This window comes from Flavobacterium soyae (assembly GCF_021245985.1).
Classification (GTDB): domain Bacteria; phylum Bacteroidota; class Bacteroidia; order Flavobacteriales; family Flavobacteriaceae; genus Flavobacterium; species Flavobacterium soyae.
Genome location: NZ_JAJQXA010000004.1, coordinates 320900 through 339629, shown reverse-complemented (window position 1 = coordinate 339629; position 18730 = coordinate 320900). Strand labels below are relative to the sequence as shown.

20 protein-coding genes are annotated in these 18730 nt (G+C 33.7%); 4 read left to right on the top strand and 16 right to left on the bottom strand.

Going from position 1 to position 18730, the window contains the following annotated elements:
* Positions 1-131: 131 nt before the first annotated feature.
* From LUU93_RS07975 to LUU93_RS07960, 4 genes are all read right to left on the bottom strand, one after another.
* Positions 132-425, bottom strand: coding sequence for a type II toxin-antitoxin system RelE/ParE family toxin (locus LUU93_RS07975; RefSeq protein WP_232680074.1), 294 nt, complete (start codon positions 423-425; stop codon positions 132-134).
* Positions 418-669 carry a hypothetical protein gene (locus LUU93_RS07970; protein ID WP_232680072.1) on the bottom strand — a complete coding sequence of 84 codons (252 nt, stop codon included), beginning with the start codon at positions 667-669 and terminating at the stop codon, positions 418-420. Before LUU93_RS07970 ends, LUU93_RS07975 begins: the two co-directional genes overlap by 8 nt.
* 211 nt (positions 670-880) lie before the next feature.
* The gene (locus LUU93_RS07965; RefSeq protein ID WP_232680070.1) at positions 881-1825 is read right to left on the bottom strand and encodes an OmpA/MotB family protein; all 945 of its coding nucleotides are present in this window, start codon (positions 1823-1825) and stop codon (positions 881-883) included.
* Between the two features lie 138 nt (positions 1826-1963).
* Positions 1964-2725 carry an exodeoxyribonuclease III gene (locus tag LUU93_RS07960; RefSeq protein WP_232680068.1) on the bottom strand — a complete coding sequence of 254 codons (762 nt, stop codon included), beginning with the start codon at positions 2723-2725 and terminating at the stop codon, positions 1964-1966.
* A 120-nt stretch (positions 2726-2845) separates the two neighbouring features.
* Between LUU93_RS07960 and LUU93_RS07955 the strand changes: the two genes are divergently transcribed.
* On the top strand, positions 2846-4648 hold the full coding sequence (locus tag LUU93_RS07955) for a GNAT family N-acyltransferase (RefSeq protein ID WP_232680066.1): 1803 nt from the start codon (positions 2846-2848) through the stop codon (positions 4646-4648).
* Positions 4649-4747: 99 nt separating this feature from the next.
* On the opposite strand, the gene LUU93_RS07950 is transcribed toward LUU93_RS07955, so the two are convergent.
* From LUU93_RS07950 to LUU93_RS07930, 5 genes are all read right to left on the bottom strand, one after another.
* Complete coding sequence (locus LUU93_RS07950) at positions 4748-4990, bottom strand: TM2 domain-containing protein (RefSeq protein WP_232680064.1); 243 nt, start codon at positions 4988-4990, stop codon at positions 4748-4750.
* A gap of 98 nt (positions 4991-5088) precedes the next feature.
* Positions 5089-5367, bottom strand: a complete 279-nt coding sequence (locus LUU93_RS07945; RefSeq protein ID WP_232680062.1) for a TM2 domain-containing protein — start codon at positions 5365-5367, stop codon at positions 5089-5091.
* Positions 5368-5389: 22 nt separating this feature from the next.
* Entirely contained in the window at positions 5390-5815 is a 426-nt protein-coding gene (locus LUU93_RS07940) for a DUF805 domain-containing protein (protein WP_232680060.1), read from the bottom strand.
* 205 nt (positions 5816-6020) lie between these two features.
* Positions 6021-6968 (bottom strand): 2-hydroxyacid dehydrogenase, encoded by a 948-nt coding sequence (locus LUU93_RS07935; protein ID WP_232680057.1) that lies wholly within the window; start codon positions 6966-6968, stop codon positions 6021-6023.
* Positions 6969-7079: 111 nt separating this feature from the next.
* The gene (locus LUU93_RS07930) at positions 7080-7313 is read right to left on the bottom strand and encodes a hypothetical protein (protein WP_232680055.1); all 234 of its coding nucleotides are present in this window, start codon (positions 7311-7313) and stop codon (positions 7080-7082) included.
* 626 nt (positions 7314-7939) lie between these two features.
* Here LUU93_RS07930 and nhaA point away from each other — a divergent pair.
* The 3 genes from nhaA to LUU93_RS07915 all read left to right on the top strand — a co-directional run bounded on the left by nhaA (position 7940) and on the right by LUU93_RS07915 (position 10055).
* Positions 7940-9085: a Na+/H+ antiporter NhaA gene (nhaA, locus tag LUU93_RS07925; protein ID WP_232680053.1), complete on the top strand. Its 1146-nt coding sequence runs from the start codon at positions 7940-7942 to the stop codon at positions 9083-9085.
* 67 nt (positions 9086-9152) lie between these two features.
* Positions 9153-9692, top strand: a complete 540-nt coding sequence (locus LUU93_RS07920) for a hypothetical protein (RefSeq protein WP_232680051.1) — start codon at positions 9153-9155, stop codon at positions 9690-9692.
* A 63-nt stretch (positions 9693-9755) separates the two neighbouring features.
* Positions 9756-10055 carry an antibiotic biosynthesis monooxygenase family protein gene (locus LUU93_RS07915; protein ID WP_232680048.1) on the top strand — a complete coding sequence of 100 codons (300 nt, stop codon included), beginning with the start codon at positions 9756-9758 and terminating at the stop codon, positions 10053-10055.
* Positions 10056-10229: 174 nt separating this feature from the next.
* Here LUU93_RS07915 and proC read toward each other — a convergent pair whose 3' ends face one another.
* From proC to LUU93_RS07880, 7 genes are all read right to left on the bottom strand, one after another.
* The gene (gene proC, locus LUU93_RS07910) at positions 10230-11006 is read right to left on the bottom strand and encodes a pyrroline-5-carboxylate reductase (protein WP_232680046.1); all 777 of its coding nucleotides are present in this window, start codon (positions 11004-11006) and stop codon (positions 10230-10232) included.
* 112 nt (positions 11007-11118) lie between these two features.
* Positions 11119-12468 carry a magnesium transporter gene (gene mgtE, locus LUU93_RS07905; protein ID WP_232680044.1) on the bottom strand — a complete coding sequence of 450 codons (1350 nt, stop codon included), beginning with the start codon at positions 12466-12468 and terminating at the stop codon, positions 11119-11121.
* Entirely contained in the window at positions 12452-13237 is a 786-nt protein-coding gene (gene rsmA / locus LUU93_RS07900) for a 16S rRNA (adenine(1518)-N(6)/adenine(1519)-N(6))-dimethyltransferase RsmA (protein WP_232680042.1), read from the bottom strand. Before rsmA ends, mgtE begins: the two co-directional genes overlap by 17 nt.
* A gap of 304 nt (positions 13238-13541) precedes the next feature.
* Positions 13542-13853, bottom strand: a complete 312-nt coding sequence (locus LUU93_RS07895; protein ID WP_232680040.1) for a DUF4286 family protein — start codon at positions 13851-13853, stop codon at positions 13542-13544.
* Between the two features lie 139 nt (positions 13854-13992).
* Positions 13993-15774, bottom strand: a complete 1782-nt coding sequence (locus LUU93_RS07890) for a tetratricopeptide repeat protein (protein ID WP_232680038.1) — start codon at positions 15772-15774, stop codon at positions 13993-13995.
* Positions 15775-15902: 128 nt separating this feature from the next.
* Positions 15903-17174: a serine--tRNA ligase gene (gene serS / locus LUU93_RS07885; protein WP_232680036.1), complete on the bottom strand. Its 1272-nt coding sequence runs from the start codon at positions 17172-17174 to the stop codon at positions 15903-15905.
* A 148-nt stretch (positions 17175-17322) separates the two neighbouring features.
* Positions 17323-18717 (bottom strand): T9SS type A sorting domain-containing protein, encoded by a 1395-nt coding sequence (locus LUU93_RS07880; protein ID WP_232680034.1) that lies wholly within the window; start codon positions 18715-18717, stop codon positions 17323-17325.
* Positions 18718-18730 lie beyond the last annotated feature (13 nt).

Here is an 18730-nt window from a genome sequence, read left to right as displayed (position 1 = left end):
TTACCTAAAATCAGCAAGAAATAAAAAATTATCTTGAAAGTGGAATCCGAAAAACCTGAATTAATGTTTTTAGTGGACAATCTTGTTTTTACCAAAAAAAAGAAGCTGTCCTTTTGAGACAGCCTCTATATCTATTTTAAACTTTTTAAAGGATTTTGAAATGTATTAAAAATTCTAACAATCGAAATAGAACTTCCTCCAATTTGATATAAAACCTTATAATTTCCAACAACAATTCTTCGACAATCGAGTCTATATTCATCCAATTGAAATTGCTTAGGAAAAACAATTGCATCTGTACAATCGTATAGTTCTTTTCTAATATTTAAGGCGGTTTCTTTAGAATATCGCTCTTTTAAATACAAATAAATATCTTTTAAATCCAGTTTAGCACTCTCACTCCAAAAAACTTCTAATTTACTCATTATCCCAATCTTCCATTTCTTTACGTAAATCTTCTTTTGAAGTTATTCGGTTGTATTTTATATCATCTAATCCTTCTTCTACTTTATTGTGATATTCTATTAACGTCAATGGATTTCCTTTCGCATCATACGAAACTACTTCATTCAAATAATTATCAAAAACCGACGACACAATTCGTAACACTCTCTCATCTGCCAAATCAAGCTGATTCCTTATTTTATCTTTTAATTCCGGAAGTCCCATAATTCTAATTTTAGATATTCAAAGTTACAAAAATAATAAGATAGAAGTTTCAAATTAAAAATCCCAATTTAGAAATTCCAAATTCCAAAAACTGCAGCTTCAACGTTCCTACAAGGTTTTGAAAACCTTGTAGGAACAAAAAAAGGTTCAAAGTAAAACTTTGAACCCTTTTAAAAATCTTAGCAGCTTAGTCCCTCAGAACCTTAGCAGCTTAATTAATACTATTAAGCATTTCAGCGATTTCATCTAATCTTGGTGTTAAGATGATTTCTATTCTACGGTTTTTAGCTTTTCCTTCTGGAGTGGCATTACTTGCCAAAGGAGAAAATTCGCTTCTTCCCGCTGCTGTAAGTTTTTGTTTGTTGATTTTATTGTTTTCGCTCAAAATAGCTACAATTGCAGTTGCTCTTTTAGTCGATAAATCCCAGTTGTTTGCAATTGGTCCAGAACCAGCGTATGGATCATCATCTGTATGTCCTTCAATAAGAACAGAAAGATCTGGATTATCACCCAAAACTTTTCCAAGTTCTACAACCGCTCTTCTACCTTCTGTTCCAACAGCCCAGCTTCCTGAATTGAAAAGTAATTTGTTTTCCATAGAAACATATACTTTTCCGTTTTTCTGTTCTACTGTTAAACCTTTACCTTCAAAACCGGTTAGCGCTTTTGATAAAGTTTCTTTCAGCTTGCGCATTGCTTCTTCTTTTGCAGCTATCATAGCTTCAAGCTCTTTTAAACGATTTGCTGTTTTATCCAAACTTGCTTGTTCATCAGCCAGTTTTTTGGATTTTGCCTCTAATTGTGCAAGCAAATCACGGTTTTTAGCCATATTGCTTTCTAATGCATCGTTGCTGTTTTTCTCTAACGCATTATAAGAATCCTGCAATACTTTGTATTTCTTTTGCTCTGCAGCTAAATCAGCTTTTTGTTTTGCAAGTTCATCTTTTGTTGCCGATAAATCTTTTGTTAGTTTATCGCGGTCTAATTCTAACTCATTTTTTGATTTTTTCAAATCAGCATTTTCATCAGCAATAGAACGGTTTTCTTTTTTCAGATCTGAATATTTTGTTTCAAGATCATTGTAAATCTTTTTGGATACACAAGAAGTTGCAGACAATGCTAAAACTACTAATCCGATGGAAGCTTTTTTAATCATTTTACTTTTGGTTTTTATTTGGGGCTATTAATTATTCTAATATCTATTTTAAAATTTCAAAGTTTAAATTCCAATAATGCCTCATTTGTATTTAAATCTTTGAACCGCAGTTCTTCCCAACAAGAACAATACCAAACTTTATTCAATTTCAACTAAAACCGGACAATGATCTGAGTGAACAGCATCTGGAAGAATCACAGCACGTTTTAAACGATGTCCAATCACTTCGCTCACTAAATTATAATCGATACGCCAGCCTTTGTTATTTCCTCTGGCTCCCGCACGGTAACTCCACCACGAATAATGATGCGGATCTTTATTAAAATGACGGAAACTATCTATAAAACCAGACTTCATGAAACTATCCAGCCACGCGCGCTCTGCTGGTAAAAATCCCGACACTGTTTTGTTACGAACCGGATCATGGATATCAATTGCTTCGTGGCAAATATTGTAATCGCCGCAAATAATAAGGTTTGGAAGGGTTAATTTCAATTCGTTAATATAGGTTTGAAAATCATCCATAAACATAAATTTATGATCTAATCTTTCGATGTTGGTTCCAGATGGAAGATATAAACTCATTACCGAAACATCGTCAAAATCAGCACGTAAGTTTCTACCTTCAAAATCCATATGATGAATTCCGGTTCCGTAAACTACTTTTTTAGGTTCTATTTTAGATAATATTGCAACACCGCTATATCCTTTTTTTGTTGCCGGATAGTAATATTGATACGGATAGCCGGCAGCCGTTATTGCCTCAACAGGAATCTGATCCTGAGTAGCTTTTATCTCCTGAAGGCAGATAACATCTGGGCTTGCTGCTTGAAGCCATTCAATAAAACCTTTAGTAATTGCAGCACGGATTCCGTTTACATTATAAGAAATAATTTTCATCTGGATATTTTTTTAAGGATTCCAAATGTAATAAAAAAGCGTAAAGTTTGTAATTGAATAAAGGAAAAGTAGAGTTTTTTGTTATCTTTGTTCGCTGCTCTAATAAATTAAAAATAGTACATGGGTTTAGTTACCGCGAAAGAAGTTGCAAAGGCAATAAATGTTGAGAAGTACGGAGTTCTTGGTACTTTTTCAGGCTGGATTCTTATGAAGGTTCTTAAGATCTCTACCCTTAATAAAATTTACGACCATAATAAGCATTTAGAGGATGTTGCTTTTTTAAACGGAATTTTGGACGAGATGGAAATCAAATTTGAAATCCCTGAAGAAGATTTAAAACGTTTACCTAAAGATGGTGCTTATATAACCATTTCAAATCATCCGCTTGGAGGAATTGATGGCATTTTGCTTTTGAAATTAATGCTTGAAAGAGAACCAAATTTCAAGATTATCGCTAATTTCTTGTTACATCGAATTGTTCCGTTAAAGAAATACATCATGCCGGTTAATCCTTTTGAGAATCATAAGGATGCCAAATCAAGCGTTGTTGGAATTAAAGAAACTTTACGTCATTTAAGCGACGGAAAACCTTTAGGAATTTTCCCTGCCGGGGAAGTTTCGACTTATAAAGACGGAAAATTAGTTGTAGATAAACCTTGGGAAGAAGGCGCTCTAAAATTAATTAGAAAAGCCAAAGTTCCGGTTGTACCGATATACTTTCATGCTAAAAACAGTAAATTATTCTATTGGCTTTCTAAAATAGATGATACGCTGCGTACAGCAAAACTTCCGTCAGAACTGCTTACACAAAAAGATCGTGTTATTAAAGTTCGTATTGGAAAACCAATTTCTGTAAGCGAACAAAACGAAATAGAGTCTTTTGAAGAATATTCAGAGTTTTTAAGAAAGAAAACCTATATGCTTGCCAATCCTTTTGAAAAAGACACCAAACTGATTGATACTGCAAGTTTAAAAATTTCGAAAGCTCCTAAAAAAATTGTTACGCCGGCGAATGAATCAAAAATGATTGATGAAGTTCAGGCGTTAAGAAACAGTGACTGCAGGTTATTACAGAGTAAAAATTACGAAGTGTTTTTTGCACGTGCAAAATCAATTCCGAATATTTTACATGAAATTGGACGTCTTCGTGAAATTACTTTTAGAGAAGTTGGTGAAGGGACAAACGAATCTATTGACATTGACGAATACGATCAATATTATCACCATATGTTTTTATGGGATGATGAAACTAAAAAAATCGCAGGGGCTTACCGAATGGGATTAGGAGCTGAGATTTATCCAAAATACGGTATTGAAGGTTTCTATCTAACTGACTTATTTAGATTTGAGCCAGAATTGCACGATATGATGCATAAATCGATCGAAATGGGACGTGCTTTTATTATTCGTGAATATCAGCAAAAACCAATGCCTTTATTCTTGTTATGGAAAGGAATTATCCACACCACATTGCGTTATCCTGAACATAAATATTTATTAGGCGGGGTGAGTATTAGTAATCAATTTTCAGATTTCTCTAAATCATTAATGATTGAGTTTATGAAGTCGAATTATTATGATCCGTATATAGCACAATACATTCACCCGAAAAAAGCATACAAAGTAAAACTGAAAGATGCTGATAAAGACTTTATTTTTGACGAAGCTGAATCTGACTTAAATAAATTCGACAAAATTATAGACGAATTAGAACCAGGGAATTTACGTTTGCCAGTTTTAATTAAAAAGTACATCAAGCAAAATGCACGTGTAGTTGCTTTTAACGTCGATCCTTTGTTTAATAATGCTGTCGATGGTTTAATGTACATTAGAATCGCAGATATTCCAGAAAGCACCATGAAACCCGTTATTGAAGAGTTTCAAATAGAATTAGAACGTAAACTATCTGAAAAAGAAGATTAATCAGATTTACTCCAAATAGAAAAATCCCATTTGTATAAACAGATGGGATTTTTTATTTACAATTTTTATTTAAAAACTAGTTCATTTTACTTTCCAGGATTAGAACCAGCCTTTTCTGCCCACCTGATAGGTTTGATAAAAATCTTCGTCTGATTTTGTAAGGTAAATAATCCCTTCAATTAAGCCAATTAAACCTCCTATTCCGCATAAAAGACCTAAAATAAGCTGAATAATTCCTTCTTTACTGTATCCTAAATAGAATTTATGAATTCCTAGTGTCCCTAATAAAATGGCTAGAATTCCGGCAGCAATTTTTTTATTTTCTGATTGTGTATTTTCCATAGTTTTATTCTTAAAATTAGTATTTAAATTAAAAACATATAAAGGTAATCGGGCAAAAAAAATCCCATTCGTTAACACAAATGGGATTAAATATTTTTTTAGAACCAGCCTTTCTTACCTACCTGGTAAGTTTGGTAAAATTCTTCATCTGATTTTGTCAGGTAAATAATTCCTTCAACGAAACCAATTATGCTTCCAATTCCGCAAGTAACAAGAGTAATTACTAACTGAATGATGCCTTCTTGTGTATATCCTAAGATGAATTTGTGAATTCCAAATCCTCCTAGTAAAATACCAAGAATTCCGGCAACAACTTTTTTATTTTCCGGTTTTGGTTCTGATGGTGTATTCCAAGATTCTGGTTTTGTAGTCTCCATTTTTATATATTTAGTTAATTAATTATTGCAATTCAACTTTACCAATTTCATTGATTTCTTCGATCTCATTTTTAGGATCTGATCCGTATTGATTTGGTCCGTAGTCTCCATCTGTACATAATAAGATCAATAACCAAATACCTCCAGCGAACGGAATAAGAGCAACAAAATAAAACCAGCCGCTTTTTCCTATATCATGCAGCCTTCTAACTATTACTCCTAATCCTGGAAGAAGTGTTGCAAATGAATAAAGTATAAAAAGAACATATCCAATAATTCCCCCTGTAACAGCGTCACCAAATATTGCCCCAGCTATTACTCCAATAATTATTAATGAAAACGAAATTATAGCATTTGCAAGTGCAAAATACCAATACTCACTTCTTCTGGCGCGTCCTTTAAAGTTTGCATAGTTTTCAAAAACTACTTTTTTGTACCATTCAATCATAATTAATTAGTTAGTTTATCCCTACTCTTTTTAGGATTTTCAGTTTCTCCTTTTTTTAAAATTTTGTTAAAAACAGAAAACAATATTAATTAAAAATAAATAAAAAAACTAATTCTGTGTATTACTTTTACAGAAATAACTTGTTATTAAAACCTCAAAGAGATTTATTAAATTTTAAAGCTTATAAATTTTGATTTTTAAATAATTATTTTGAATAAACCGCTTTAATTTTATCAACTATTACCTGTGCTAATCGCTCATGGCTTTCAAAAGTCCAGCCGGCAATGTGAGGCGTTAAGATTACCTTTCGTCCATCTAATAGATACTGAAAAGCTTCTGGAGTATTTTTATCCTGAAAAAGTGTTTCAAAAGACAGTTTTTCATATTCTAAAACATCCAAACCAGCACCAAGCACTTTCCCTAATTTCATTGTCTTGACCAAATCTGCCGTAACAATGTTTTTCCCTCTGGAAGTATTAATTATCCATATTGGTTTTTTGAATTCGTTAATAAATGCCGCATCAACCATTTTATCGGTTTCAGGAGTCCACGGGATATGCAGACTCAGCACATCTGTCTTTTCATGAAGTTCTTTTAATGAAACTTGTCTGGCATTTTCATCTCCCACATTATCCTGAATATCATAACATAAAACTTCAACATCAAAACCTCTAAGTTTTTTTGCAAATGCTTTACCCATATTTCCGTAACCAATAATTCCTACCGTTTTTCCATCAAGTTCATGACCGCGGTTACTCTCTCTGTTCCATTGTCCGGAACGAATCTCATAATCGGCAATATTCAATTTATTAAAAAGAGAAAGGATCATTCCTAAAGTGTGTTCTGCAACTGCGTTACAATTTCCTTCGGGAGCAGCAATTAATTCAATATCCTTAGATAAAGCGTAGTCACAATCAATACTTTCTAAACCTGCTCCAACTCGTGCAATAAACTGCAGATTGGTCGCTTTGTCTAAAAATGTTTTGTCGATTTTAAATCGGCTTCGAATTACGATTCCGTTATAATCCTGAATTTTAGCTTCAATTTCTTCTTTAGAAGATGTAAAATCGGCGTGATTTTCAAAACCAGCTTCTTCCAGTTGTTTCCAAAGAATAGGATGATTGCTGTCGATATGAAGAATTTTTATGCTCATTATTTATTATGTTTTATTAAAACAAAAATACGGTTAATTCTCAATTCTTCCATTTTTAAAATCCCAAGTGGAAAATTTTAAACGAAAAATTGAAAACACATTTTCTTTGACTTAATCAACATCCAGATAAGGATCAAGAACTTCGGCCAATTTGTTCAGCCAATAAAAATTATCATCGATATTGGGTAATTCAGATTCAAGTGTTTCGCATCCGCGCATCGAACATAACGAAAGAGCATGATTTACTTGCCGAATACTTTTTGCTAAATCTTTTGGATCAATAGTATTAATCAAAAAATCTTTTAATCTGGTTTCAATTTCTTTTGAAAAGTTTTCTGCGGCCATTATTTTATTTTTTTTTATAAATGAATTGCTTCCAGTTTTAACTGGAGGTTTTTTTTATGTTAAAAGGGAAAGGCTTTAGCCGAATTTCTATTTAAAAGTAAAATCTATTAATTTTTTAAATTCAACATTTAAAGAATTTGAGATTTTTACAAGAGTTCTAGCCGTGGTATTTACTTCAGTTCTTTTATTCTGCCTATTTGAGATTTAGGAATGTCACTATCACAAAAGTCGTAATAATTTTCTTTAAATAAGACTCATAAATGTGTCCAAAATATTAAAAGTTTTATTATTTTTTAACTGAAGTTATTCATTTCGTTTTGTCATTTCGAGGAACGAGGAATCGCACTAGAAACTCGACATAGATTAGTGATGCTCTTTGTAGATTTACGAGTGCGATTTCTCGTTCCTCGAAATGACATAAAAATAAGGATAAGTTTTTTTTCTCACATTCGATTAGGCACACTGCTGTGCGTCTCTACGATTAAACTAAATGAAACCTTTGTCACTCTGCTCCTCTGCTCCTTTGTCCCTTTGCTCCTAAACTTTTTTATTGGTCATATTTTTTTTAACTTTGAAAACAAGCCTCAAAAAAATCTCTTTTTTCTAAATCACACAATCTTTCTAAAATGAAATTGACCAAGACTTTTAAAGCCTTTTTTGAAAACGAAAAATCAGGAGGATTGCTTCTATTGTTTGTTACGATTATTTCCTTGTATGCTGCAAATTCGTCTCACGCTGCAGAATATATTGCTTTTTGGGAAAAAGATCTGGGCGGACATTCGATCACACATTGGATCAACGACGGATTGATGACGATTTTCTTTTTATTAATTGGTTTAGAATTAGAACGCGAAATTTATCATGGCGAATTATCCAACATAAAAAATGCTTCACTGCCTATTATGGCTGCTTTTGGCGGAATGCTGGTTCCTGCTGCCATATTTCTTGCTTTAAATTTTAAAACGGCAACACAAAACGGAGCCGGAATTCCGATGGCGACAGATATTGCTTTTGCAATTGGTATTTTATCTCTTTTAGGCAACAAAGTTCCTGCATCTTTAAAAGTCTTTTTAACGGCACTTGCTGTTATAGACGATTTGGGCGCCATAATTGTCATCGCTGTTTTTTATACAAAATCAATTGCATTTTTAAATTTAGGCATTGCTTTAGGAATCTGGGTTTTATTATTCGCTTTAAACCGAATGAAAGTTTACAACCTGATTCCGTATTTAATTGGAGGCGTCATAATGTGGTATTTTATGCTTAATTCTGGTGTTCATGCCACAATTACTGGTGTTATTTTAGCTTTTGTGATTCCGTTTGGTGATGGCAGCGAAAAATCGTCTTCTCATAAACTACAGCATTTTTTACATAAACCTGCAGCATTTATTATTCTGCCTTTGTTTGCAATTGCAAACACGTGCATTGCAATAGAATCTGGCTGGTACGAAGGACTAAATCATCCAAACTCATTCGGGATCATTTTAGGATTGGTAATAGGAAAGCCTCTGGGAATTTTACTTTTTTCTTCTATTGGAGTAAGTGCCGGTTTATGTGCTTTGCCAAAAAACTTAAAATGGGCGCATATTTTAGGTGCCGGAATGCTGGGCGGAATTGGCTTTACAATGTCTATTTTTATTACACTTCTGGCTTTTAAAGATCCCGAAACAATTCTTTATTCTAAAATATCAATTATTATAGCTTCTGTACTTTCTGGTGTTCTGGGATTTACTTATTTAAAGTTTGTTCTCTCAAAAGATAGAAACGGTTAATTTTTTAGCACACAGATTTAGCAGATATAAACAGATTTAATTTTTAAAAATAATCTCAATTCGAAAAATGGAAAAGCCTTTTTATTTGTTTTTAACTCTTATTTTATTATTGTCATGCAGCGATAAAAAGCCTGCTGCTGCTCCCGAAGCAAACACTTCTAAAGACACAATTGTGCTTCAAGTGAGCAATAATAAAGACCAAATCGAAGGAACTTATGAAACTCAGCGCGAAGGAAATGATCCTGATGATTGTAAAATTTCATTAGAAATAAACAAAACAAAAGAGGGCTATTCTTATTTCTTAAAAACAAAAACACGACAACTAAAGGGTATTGCAAATTTCACCACAGAAGAATCTGGTGAAAAATATTTGGTTTTGGAAAGCATAAAGTGGGATGAATATAACGGTGATATAAGTCATGAAGATGAAGAAAATGATTCTATCGCAAATGCCGAAAAACCTGAACTCGAAATCCCTGTTGGAATTAGTGCGAGCTATGTTAAAGACACGCTGACTATTCAAAATTATGGCAACTCCATGAATTCCTATACAAAGCTTTCAGAATGTGGGAGGAAATATATTCAATTGATTAAATCCCAAAAGTAAAAATTCCAAATTCCAATTTTCTCCACAATATTATCATTCCGAGGAACTTAAAAACTTATCACTATGATAGCAAGAATATGGCACGGAAAAACAAAAGTTGAAGATTATGAAGCTTATACCGAATTCATTAATAAAACGGCAATTCCTGATTACTCAAAAACAGCTGGTTTTGTAAAATTGTCTTTTTTAAGAAATATTAAAAACAACGAAGCTCATTTTACGTTAATTACGTATTGGGAAAACCTCGAAGTAATTAAAAATTTTGCGGGAGACGATTTCGAAAAAGCAAAATATTATCCTAAAGATGATGATTTTTTATTAGAGTTTGAAGAAAAAGTCGAGCATTTTGAGGTTTTTGCGTGATTCACTATTATCACAGCTGTCATCCTGAGCGAAGTAGAAGGACTTTCATCGTACATAAGGTCTTCGACTTCGTTCAGACTGACAATTCGGTAAACCTTGAAATCTCAAAAACAAAAAAATCCCAAACCCCAACAAAATTGGAATTTGGAATTTTAAAATATTGGAATATATTATTTATCCCTTAATTTGTTTCAAAGAAGTCTTAATTCCTTTTATTAAAGATGAACTGAAACCATTATGTTCCATTTCATTTAAACCAACGATTGTGCAGCCTTGTGGCGTTGTTACACGGTCAATTAACTGTTCTGGGTGTACTTTCTCTTCTAAAAGCATTTTTGCTGCTCCTTTTACAGTTTGTGCGGCAATTGCCAGAGCAGTGTTTGAATCGAATCCAATTTCGATTCCTGCCTGCATAGAAGCACGAATATATCTTAAAGCATATGCCGTTCCGCATGCGCCTAAAACTGTCGCTGCATCCATTAATTTTTCGTCGATTACAGGAGCTGTTCCTAAATCCTGAAATAAGTCAACAATTGGCAATGCTTTTTCTCTGTCTTTTTCAGGAAAAGAAATACAAGTTGCCGATTCTCCAAACTGCGCTGCAATATTTGGCATAATGCGCACAACCGGATATTCGTTTTTTGTTTTTGTTTGAAGAGTGTCCAGAGACAATCCGCTTACGGCAGAAGCGATTGTTTTATTTTGAATTACCGGCAGAATTTCGGCCAAAACAATATCTACCTGATATGGTTTTATGGTTAAAATTATAACATCGGCTTCCTGAATATTATGTTTATTATCGTTAGAAACCGTAATTCCGTATTCGGCTAAATATTGAATACTGGCAGTGTTTCTTCTTGTTACGGTAACTTGATTGTTTTTAGAAAATTTTGCAATTCCCAAGGCAATAGAAACTCCAAGGTTTCCTCCTCCTATAATGTGTACTTTCATCCTGCTTGGTTTTAATTTATTTTGGACTGGTTAACAGCATATTTTTCGGCTGTAAATTACGCAGATTTTAAGGATTTTAAATCACTGCAATCTATTAATTTGTGGCAAAAATTTAAAACCCCAGAATCAATTTGGCTACTCCAAAATAGAGCATAATTCCAAAAACATCATTTGTTGTAGTAATAAATGGACCGGTTGCAATTGCGGGGTCAATTTTATTTTTATGAAGGAAAAGCGGCACCAAAGTTCCTAAAATTGCAGCAAACATAATAACCACTATCATAGAAATCGAGATAGCTATTCCCACTAAATATTGTCCGTACATAAGAGAATGATATCCAAGCAGAAGCAGGGAAATTATACTTCCGGAAATCATCGAAACGGTAACCTCTTTGCTAAAATAACTTTTGCTGAATTCTTTCAAGGTTCCGTTTGCTAAACCCTGCACAACGATTGCCGATGCCTGAACTCCAATATTTCCGGCTGTAGCCGAAAGCAGAGGCACAAAAATAATTAAGGTTGAATATTTTTGAAAAGCGGTTTCATTATCTTTCAAAACAAAAGAGGCCACAATCTCAATTACCATCCCAATTAAAAGCCAAGGTAAACGTGCTTTTGTTAACTCAAGAACACTGTCGTTTGTTTCAATATCCTGCGTAATACCCGCAGCTAACTGGTAATCTTTATCGGCTTCTTCTTTGATTACGTCTACGATATCATCAATTGTAATTCTTCCAACCAAACGTCCCAGTTCGTCAACTACCGGAATTGCCTCTAAATCGTACTTTTGCATGATACGTGCTACCTCAACATCTTCGGTATCAACATTTACAAAATTCAATTTTCGAATATAAACCTCTCCAATCTGAGTTTTAGTAGAAGAAGTCAATAAATCTTTAAGAGACAGTCTTCCTTTTAAGCGGTTTTCATCGTCAACAACGTAAATAGAATGTACTCTCGAAACATTTTCTGCCTGAATTCGCATTTCTTTTACACAAGTCAAAACGTTCCAGTTTTCATTAACTTTTACAAGCTCTTTACCCATCAAACCACCCGCCGTGTTTTCGTCATAGCGTAATAATTCGACAATATCTTTTGCGTGTTCTACGTCAAGTAACTCTGAGATAACTTCTGCTTTAATTTCCTGTGAAAGTTCTGCAATAATATCAGCAGCATCGTTTGTTTCAAGCTCATCAAGCTCTTCGGCAATCTCTTTCGGTGAAAGTCGGCTTAAGATATTCTCACGCAGGTCTTCTTCTAGTTCAAGAAGAATCTCTGCAGTTTTATCACTATCTAAAACCTTGAAAATGTAAGTTGCTTCGTCAAAATCTAATTCCTCAAGGATTTCGGCGATATCAGCATGGTGAAGGTCGTTAAGTAAAATTTCAAGTTCATTGTCATTTTTCTTAACGATTAAATCTTCTAATTGATGAATAAATTCTTTGCTAACTTTGAACTCCATCGGCTTCTATTTTTTGAGTCAAAACAATAAATTCGTCAACGCTTAGCTGTTCTGGACGTTTATCAAAGATAGTATCTTCTCGCAGTTTATCTGATAAATTTAATGTTTTCAAACTGTTACGTAATGTTTTTCGTCTTTGTTGAAAAGCCGTTTTTACAACCGTAAAAAATAACTTTTCACCACACGGAAGGCTATAATCTTCCTTTCGGGTCATTTTCATCACACCCGACTTGACCTTGGGCGGAGGAATAAAAACATTTTCGCTTACAGTAAACAAATACTCAGTATCATAGAAAGCCTGTGCCAGTACAGACAGGATTCCGTAGGTTTTTGATCCTTTTTTCTCGCAGATGCGCTCTGCAACTTCCTTTTGAAACATTCCGGAAAACTCCGGAATCTGATCTCTAAACTCTAATGTTCTAAAAACAATTTGAGAAGAAATATTATAAGGGAAGTTACCAATTATAGCAAACTGCTTATTTTCGTAAACTTGGTTTATATTGTATTTCAGGAAGTCTTCTGAAATAATTTTATCTTTTAATTGTGGATAGTTTGCACCCAAATACACTACAGATTCTGTGTCAATCTCTATTACTCGTGTATTCACTGGCTTGTCAAGCAAATATTTAGTCAGCACACCCATCCCTGGTCCTATTTCTAAAACCTCCTCGTATCCTTTTAAACTCAAAGTATCGGCAATAGCTTTTGCAATACTTTCGTCTTTAAGGAAATGTTGTCCTAAATGTTTTTTGGCTTTTACTTTTTCCATTTTCTTTCTTGTTTTGCCACAAGGGCGCAAAAGTATTCTTTTTGCAGCGAAGGGTCAAAGCTTATTTCACTTTTTTTGCCACAAAGGCACAAAGACTCAAAGCTTTATTTTTATTCTGCCACGAAGACTTGAAGCACAAAGTTTATTCTTTGTTTTTTTACCACAAAGGCTCAAAGGCACAATGTATATTTTTTTGTTTTGCCACGAATTCCACAAATTATCACAAATTTTAAATCTAATAATCTGTGTAAATCCGTTTAATCAGCCAAATCTGCTGGCTATTTCTTTTTACAGAAAACTAAAATTAATGTTCTGAAATAACCTCCAGCTCTGTTCTGAAAGAAAGCATTTTATCTGCAAATAATTCTAAGGCCTCTCTGTCAAATCTAGGCTGATCTTCTAAATAATACTTCTCTAAAGTATCTTTACTGTCTGTCGTGTATTGAACCGAATACGTGATTCCGCCCATTTCTTCTTCCACCAAAACTTTTACAATTCGTGCCGAAGAGAATTTCTCTGTCGCCAAAATCTCCGGTATGTGTTTTTCCTGCATCCATTTTAACCATTGATCGTGTGCGCTTTCGTGTATATTAGTAGTAACGTTGAAAATAATCATTTTTTTTAAGGTTCTGAGATTCTGAGGCTCTAAGATTCTAAGGTTTTTAGACTCTTGAACACAAATCATCATATTACTAATTCTATTGTTTAATCGTTAATTCAGTTAAACGGTTAAACAAATAACCGATTAAACCAAACTATAAATTCTTATCCCCTCTTAACTCGCGGTATTTTTTTCTGGCATCAACAAAGTAAATACTATCCTGATGGTTAAAAATTACCTTTTCATATAAAGGCTTGGCCTTTTCTACATCTTTTAATTCGTCGTTGTAAATTTCTGCTGAGAAAAACAATGCTTCATCTACATAAATTCCGTCGCTGTGATTGTCGATGATTTGCTGGTATTGGCTTAAAGCTGAAGTATAATCCTTCTGACTTTCATATATTTGACCTAAACGCAACAATGTTACAGCTTCGATTTCCTGCCCTTTGAAGGTTTTTAGAATGTTTTGAAAATGTGTAATTGCTTCTTGCTTTTTATTCTGATAAAGTAAAAAATCGCCTTTAGCAAACTGCTTTAAAGCTGTTTGAGTCGAATCAGCAGCTGTATTGTCATTTATCAGTAAGAAATATTCAAGAGCGTCGTTGGCAATCAATTGTGTATTTGCCGATTTCAATTCTTTAAATTGTTTTAAAGCCCATTCAAAATCGGTTTTAAAATAACTTGTTTTTGCCGCTTTTAAACTTGCTTCGTGTGACATTACATCATTCTTTAAATCCATTTGAATCTGCGAATAATAAATCAACGCCTGATTGAACTTTTCTTCTAAAAGCAAAATATCTGCCAGCTCCATCTTTGCATCAGCCTGCTGATAAGCATTTAAATTTAATTCTAAAGCTCTTTTTACAACGGCCTTTCCTTCTTCTGTCTTTTTCAAATTAAAAGCCAGGAAATGTGCCTGAATTAATTGCAAAGATAAGGTAAAAGGATTTATTTCATAAGTAACCAGTAATTGCTGCAGTTCAGCTGTAATGGCCGGATAATCTTTTTCCTGTGCTTTGTCAATTTTAATCTGCATTAAATTAGCATTGGTCTGAATCAGCAGATCTATATCTTTTGTATTTTGAAGAATGAAATTCAAAATCTCAGAAGCAGTTTCGGTATCGTCTTCATTCAATGCAAACTGGCTTAGATTTACAATACTGATTAATGATTCCGGCTCACGTTTGTAAATGGCTTTTTCCTGAATAAAAGCTTTTCCGAATTCTTTTTGCTGCACATAAAACCAGCTTAAATAATGATTCCAAAAAACATCCTGATCTTTCTGCGTTCTTAAAATCAGCGCTTTTCGCATCGCATCTTTAAAAGCCGTATTATCAGTTTCACCATTCATAAAACGGGATAACTGCGTCTGGATTAAATTGGCGTTTTGCTGGTTATTATAAGATTCTGTCAGCAAAAGATCGATCATTAAATCTGTTTTCCCTAACTGGCCGTACAACATTCCAATCTGAAAATTGAAATTATAATTCGGCTGAACCTGCATTGCGGTTTGATACGCTTTTAAGGCATATTCTAGTAAAACCTTTTTTTCAAAAGCATTTCCAACTCCGTAAACATCATTTGGACTGGTTTTGATTTTATCAATAGCCTGTTCGTAGTAACTTTTGGCTTTAGATTCGTTTTTTTGTAATTGATAATTGTATCCTAATTCAACTAAAAAAACACCTTGTTTATAAGCATTATAACGGCTTAAAATTGTTTTTTCGGCAAGGTCAAACTGCTGCAATTGCTGATAACAATCTATTGTTCGTAAAAAGTACTGTGTATTGGATGATGAACTTCTTAAAAGATCTTCGTAAATGATTTTTGCTTTTTCAAAATCACCTTTGTCGTAGTAATTATTCGCTAACTGTTCGTTTTGCGAGAATGCAAAACCAGACCACAACAAAACGATATAGATAAAGATGTTTTTCATATTTCAGTTTTTTAATGTGGCATTTTTAGTCTCAGTATTCAGTCACGGTTTACAGTCGCAGTATTCAGTTGCAGTTTAAAAACTGAATACTGCGACTGTAAACCGTGACTGTAAACTATATACTAAAGTTAGTCAATTATATCAAATCCGCAGTAAGGACGTAAAACTTCTGGAATTACGATTCCTTCCGGCGTTTGGTAATTTTCTAAAATTCCGGCTAAAACTCTAGGCAATGCTAATGAACTTCCGTTTAAAGTATGAGCCAATTGGTTTTTTCCGTCTTTGTCTTTGAAACGTAATTTCAAGCGGTTTGCCTGAAAAGTTTCGAAATTAGAAACAGAACTAATTTCTAACCAGCGATCCTGCGCTGTAGAAAATACTTCAAAATCATAAGTCAAAGCCGATGTGAAACCCATATCGCCTCCGCAAAGACGTAAAATTCTGTACGGTAACTTCAATTCTTGCAGAATGTTTTTTACGTGTTCCACCATTCCGTCAAGTGCTGCGTATGAATTATCCGGGTGTTCGATACGAACAATTTCTACTTTGTCAAATTGATGTAAACGGTTTAATCCGCGAACGTGTGCTCCGTAAGAACCTGCTTCACGACGGAAACATGGTGTATAAGCGGTATGTAAAACCGGTAATTCGCTTTCGTTTAAAATAACATCGCGAAATAAATTCGTAACCGGAACCTCAGCCGTTGGGATTAAATATAAATCGTCAATTGTTGAATGGTACATTTGCCCTTCTTTATCTGGCAATTGTCCTGTTCCGTATCCTGAAGCTTCGTTTACCAAATGCGGAACCTGAACTTCATTATATCCTGCTGCTGTGTTTTTATCTAAAAAATAGTTGATTAATGCACGCTGCAAACGAGCTCCTTTTCCTTTGTAAACAGGAAAACCAGCTCCGGTAATTTTTACACCTAATTCAAAATCGATGATATCGTATTTTTTTACCAATTCCCAGTGTGGCTGTGCACCTTCATGCAAAACCGGAATATTGCCTTCCTGAAAAACATTCAGGTTATCATCTGGGGTTTTTCCTTCAGGAACAATATCTGCCGGAAGATTTGGCAATGTGTATAATTTATTTGTTAACTCAACAGCTAAAGCTTCTGCTTTTTCACCAAGTTCTTTGCTTTTTTCTTTTAATGAAACCGTTTTTTCTTTTAAGATTGCTGCTTTAGCTTTCTCTCCCGCTTTCATTAATTCGCCTATATCTTTGGACAATTTATTAGATTCAGCTAAAGTATTATCTAATTCCACTTGAGTTGCACGACGATTTTCGTCTAATTGCACCACCTCTTCAACAACGCTTTTAGCATCGATATTTCGTTTTGCTAAAGCCTTAATTACTTTCTCCTGATTTTCTCTAATAAATGCGATTTGTAACATAGCTTGATTTTTATAACTATTGTATTTTTTAATAACGGAAGCAAATTTAAGGAAATGTTTGCTAAGATTACGTACAAAGTTTAGTCTAAAGTTATTTCGGAGGTTTCGCAGAGATACACGGAGTCGGCGTAAAGATGCACGGAGAGTTTTATTCTTTTATGACTTTAAAAGTTTGGACAGAATCGCCAAGTGTTACTTTTAAAATATAAAATCCCGAGTCCAGACCAATGATGTTTATTGTTCCATCACTGGTTTTTCCTTTTAAAACTGATTTTGATTCGAAATTAAAAAACTCAAAATCAAAGTTTTTAGCATCGAAGTTTTCTATAGAAATAGTTGTCTGCGCCGGATTTGGAGAAACAGAGGGTTTCTTTTTAACTGATTTTTCTAAAGGTTGTTTATTACAGGCACTTTCTAAAAGCGAATCCAGATCATTTTCATCGTATACCAAAGTGTAATGAAGTTCTTTTGCTTTTTGAAATAATTGGCAGGCATCATCATATTTTTTCTTGTCGAGATAAATTATTCCAAGATTTTTCATTGCATACGAATTGTTTTTATCCATTTCTAATGCAGCGTTCAAATCGGCAATTCCTTTTTTAGATTCTCCCAGTTTATAATAAAGTAAACCTCGGGTTGTTTTTAAATCTCTTCCACCCTTTATATTTCCTTTGTCATATTGAAAGGCTTTTTCAATATTTTCAAATGCTTTTTCATACTCTCCTTCATCACTCAATAATCTGGAAAGTGCCAAGTATGACTGGGAATGGTCTGGTTTTTCTTTTATAATTTTCTCTAAATAATAACGTGCTAAATCATACGTCTTTCGTTTTTGCAACAATGTTGCAAAATTGTATAAAATGCGATAATCCGTAGGTGCGTTCCTGATTGCTTTAAAATAATAGTTATATGCAAAACCTTCCATTTCGAGCGTAGCATACACACTTCCCATTCTATCATAAAGTTTACTTCGAAAGACTGCAGTTTTCTTTTGTGCGGAATCTGACTCTACTACTTTTTTGTTTTTTGGATCTTTGTCGATTGCAAATTCAACCTTTTTTAAATCTTCTATTGCCAAAGTATTATTACCAAGACTTACTCCTAAAACACCTCGATTATACAAATCATTAATAGTTGTTGGATTAAAATTTGTTCTTGTATTAATATCCGTGAGCATTTTTAAGGCTTTCTTGACTGATTCTTCGCGGTCTTTATTAAACGGAAGTTTATGATCTGTTCTGCCCGTCATTTTTCCGTGCGTGAAATTCCAGGTTACGAGTTTTTCGCCTTGATAATTATATTGAAAACAATCGCCGTCTTTCAATCCGTCTTTATCAAAATAGAAAACTTCGTTTACCTTTCCGCTTGGATAATAGGTTTTAGAACTGTCTTGCTTTTTATCTGCACCATACCAAATTTCGACCGAAACTACTTTATCATCATAAAAATAGCGCGTAACATTATCTGAACCCTCTTTTTGTTTTTCCTGAGCCAGCAGGAAAAAAGGCCAAATGAGTGCAGCAAAAAAGATTTTTTTAGACATTTTTTAGTTTCAA

Bases quoted from the DNA above. Each gene is read 5' to 3' on its own strand.
- LUU93_RS07970 (WP_232680072.1), bottom strand. From the start codon at position 669: ATGGGACTTCCGGAATTAAAAGATAAAATAAGGAATCAGCTTGATTTG.
- LUU93_RS07960 (WP_232680068.1), bottom strand. From the start codon at position 2,725: ATGAAAATTATTTCTTATAATGTAAACGGAATCCGTGCTGCAATTACT.
- LUU93_RS07920 (WP_232680051.1), top strand. From the start codon at position 9,153: ATGGAAAAGCCTTTTTATTTGTTTTTAACTCTTATTTTATTATTGTCA.
- mgtE (WP_232680044.1), bottom strand. From the start codon at position 12,468: ATGGAGTTCAAAGTTAGCAAAGAATTTATTCATCAATTAGAAGATTTA.
- LUU93_RS07965 (WP_232680070.1), bottom strand. From the start codon at position 1,825: ATGATTAAAAAAGCTTCCATCGGATTAGTAGTTTTAGCATTGTCTGCA.
- LUU93_RS07940 (WP_232680060.1), bottom strand. From the start codon at position 5,815: ATGATTGAATGGTACAAAAAAGTAGTTTTTGAAAACTATGCAAACTTT.
- LUU93_RS07915 (WP_232680048.1), top strand. From the start codon at position 9,756: ATGATAGCAAGAATATGGCACGGAAAAACAAAAGTTGAAGATTATGAA.
- LUU93_RS07935 (WP_232680057.1), bottom strand. From the start codon at position 6,968: ATGAGCATAAAAATTCTTCATATCGACAGCAATCATCCTATTCTTTGG.
- serS (WP_232680036.1), bottom strand. From the start codon at position 17,174: ATGTTACAAATCGCATTTATTAGAGAAAATCAGGAGAAAGTAATTAAG.
- LUU93_RS07880 (WP_232680034.1), bottom strand. From the start codon at position 18,717: ATGTCTAAAAAAATCTTTTTTGCTGCACTCATTTGGCCTTTTTTCCTG.
- proC (WP_232680046.1), bottom strand. From the start codon at position 11,006: ATGAAAGTACACATTATAGGAGGAGGAAACCTTGGAGTTTCTATTGCC.
- LUU93_RS07890 (WP_232680038.1), bottom strand. From the start codon at position 15,774: ATGAAAAACATCTTTATCTATATCGTTTTGTTGTGGTCTGGTTTTGCA.
- LUU93_RS07895 (WP_232680040.1), bottom strand. From the start codon at position 13,853: ATGATTATTTTCAACGTTACTACTAATATACACGAAAGCGCACACGAT.
- LUU93_RS07945 (WP_232680062.1), bottom strand. From the start codon at position 5,367: ATGGAGACTACAAAACCAGAATCTTGGAATACACCATCAGAACCAAAA.
- LUU93_RS07955 (WP_232680066.1), top strand. From the start codon at position 2,846: ATGGGTTTAGTTACCGCGAAAGAAGTTGCAAAGGCAATAAATGTTGAG.
- LUU93_RS07950 (WP_232680064.1), bottom strand. From the start codon at position 4,990: ATGGAAAATACACAATCAGAAAATAAAAAAATTGCTGCCGGAATTCTA.
- nhaA (WP_232680053.1), top strand. From the start codon at position 7,940: ATGAAATTGACCAAGACTTTTAAAGCCTTTTTTGAAAACGAAAAATCA.
- LUU93_RS07975 (WP_232680074.1), bottom strand. From the start codon at position 425: ATGAGTAAATTAGAAGTTTTTTGGAGTGAGAGTGCTAAACTGGATTTA.
- rsmA (WP_232680042.1), bottom strand. From the start codon at position 13,237: ATGGAAAAAGTAAAAGCCAAAAAACATTTAGGACAACATTTCCTTAAA.
- LUU93_RS07930 (WP_232680055.1), bottom strand. From the start codon at position 7,313: ATGGCCGCAGAAAACTTTTCAAAAGAAATTGAAACCAGATTAAAAGAT.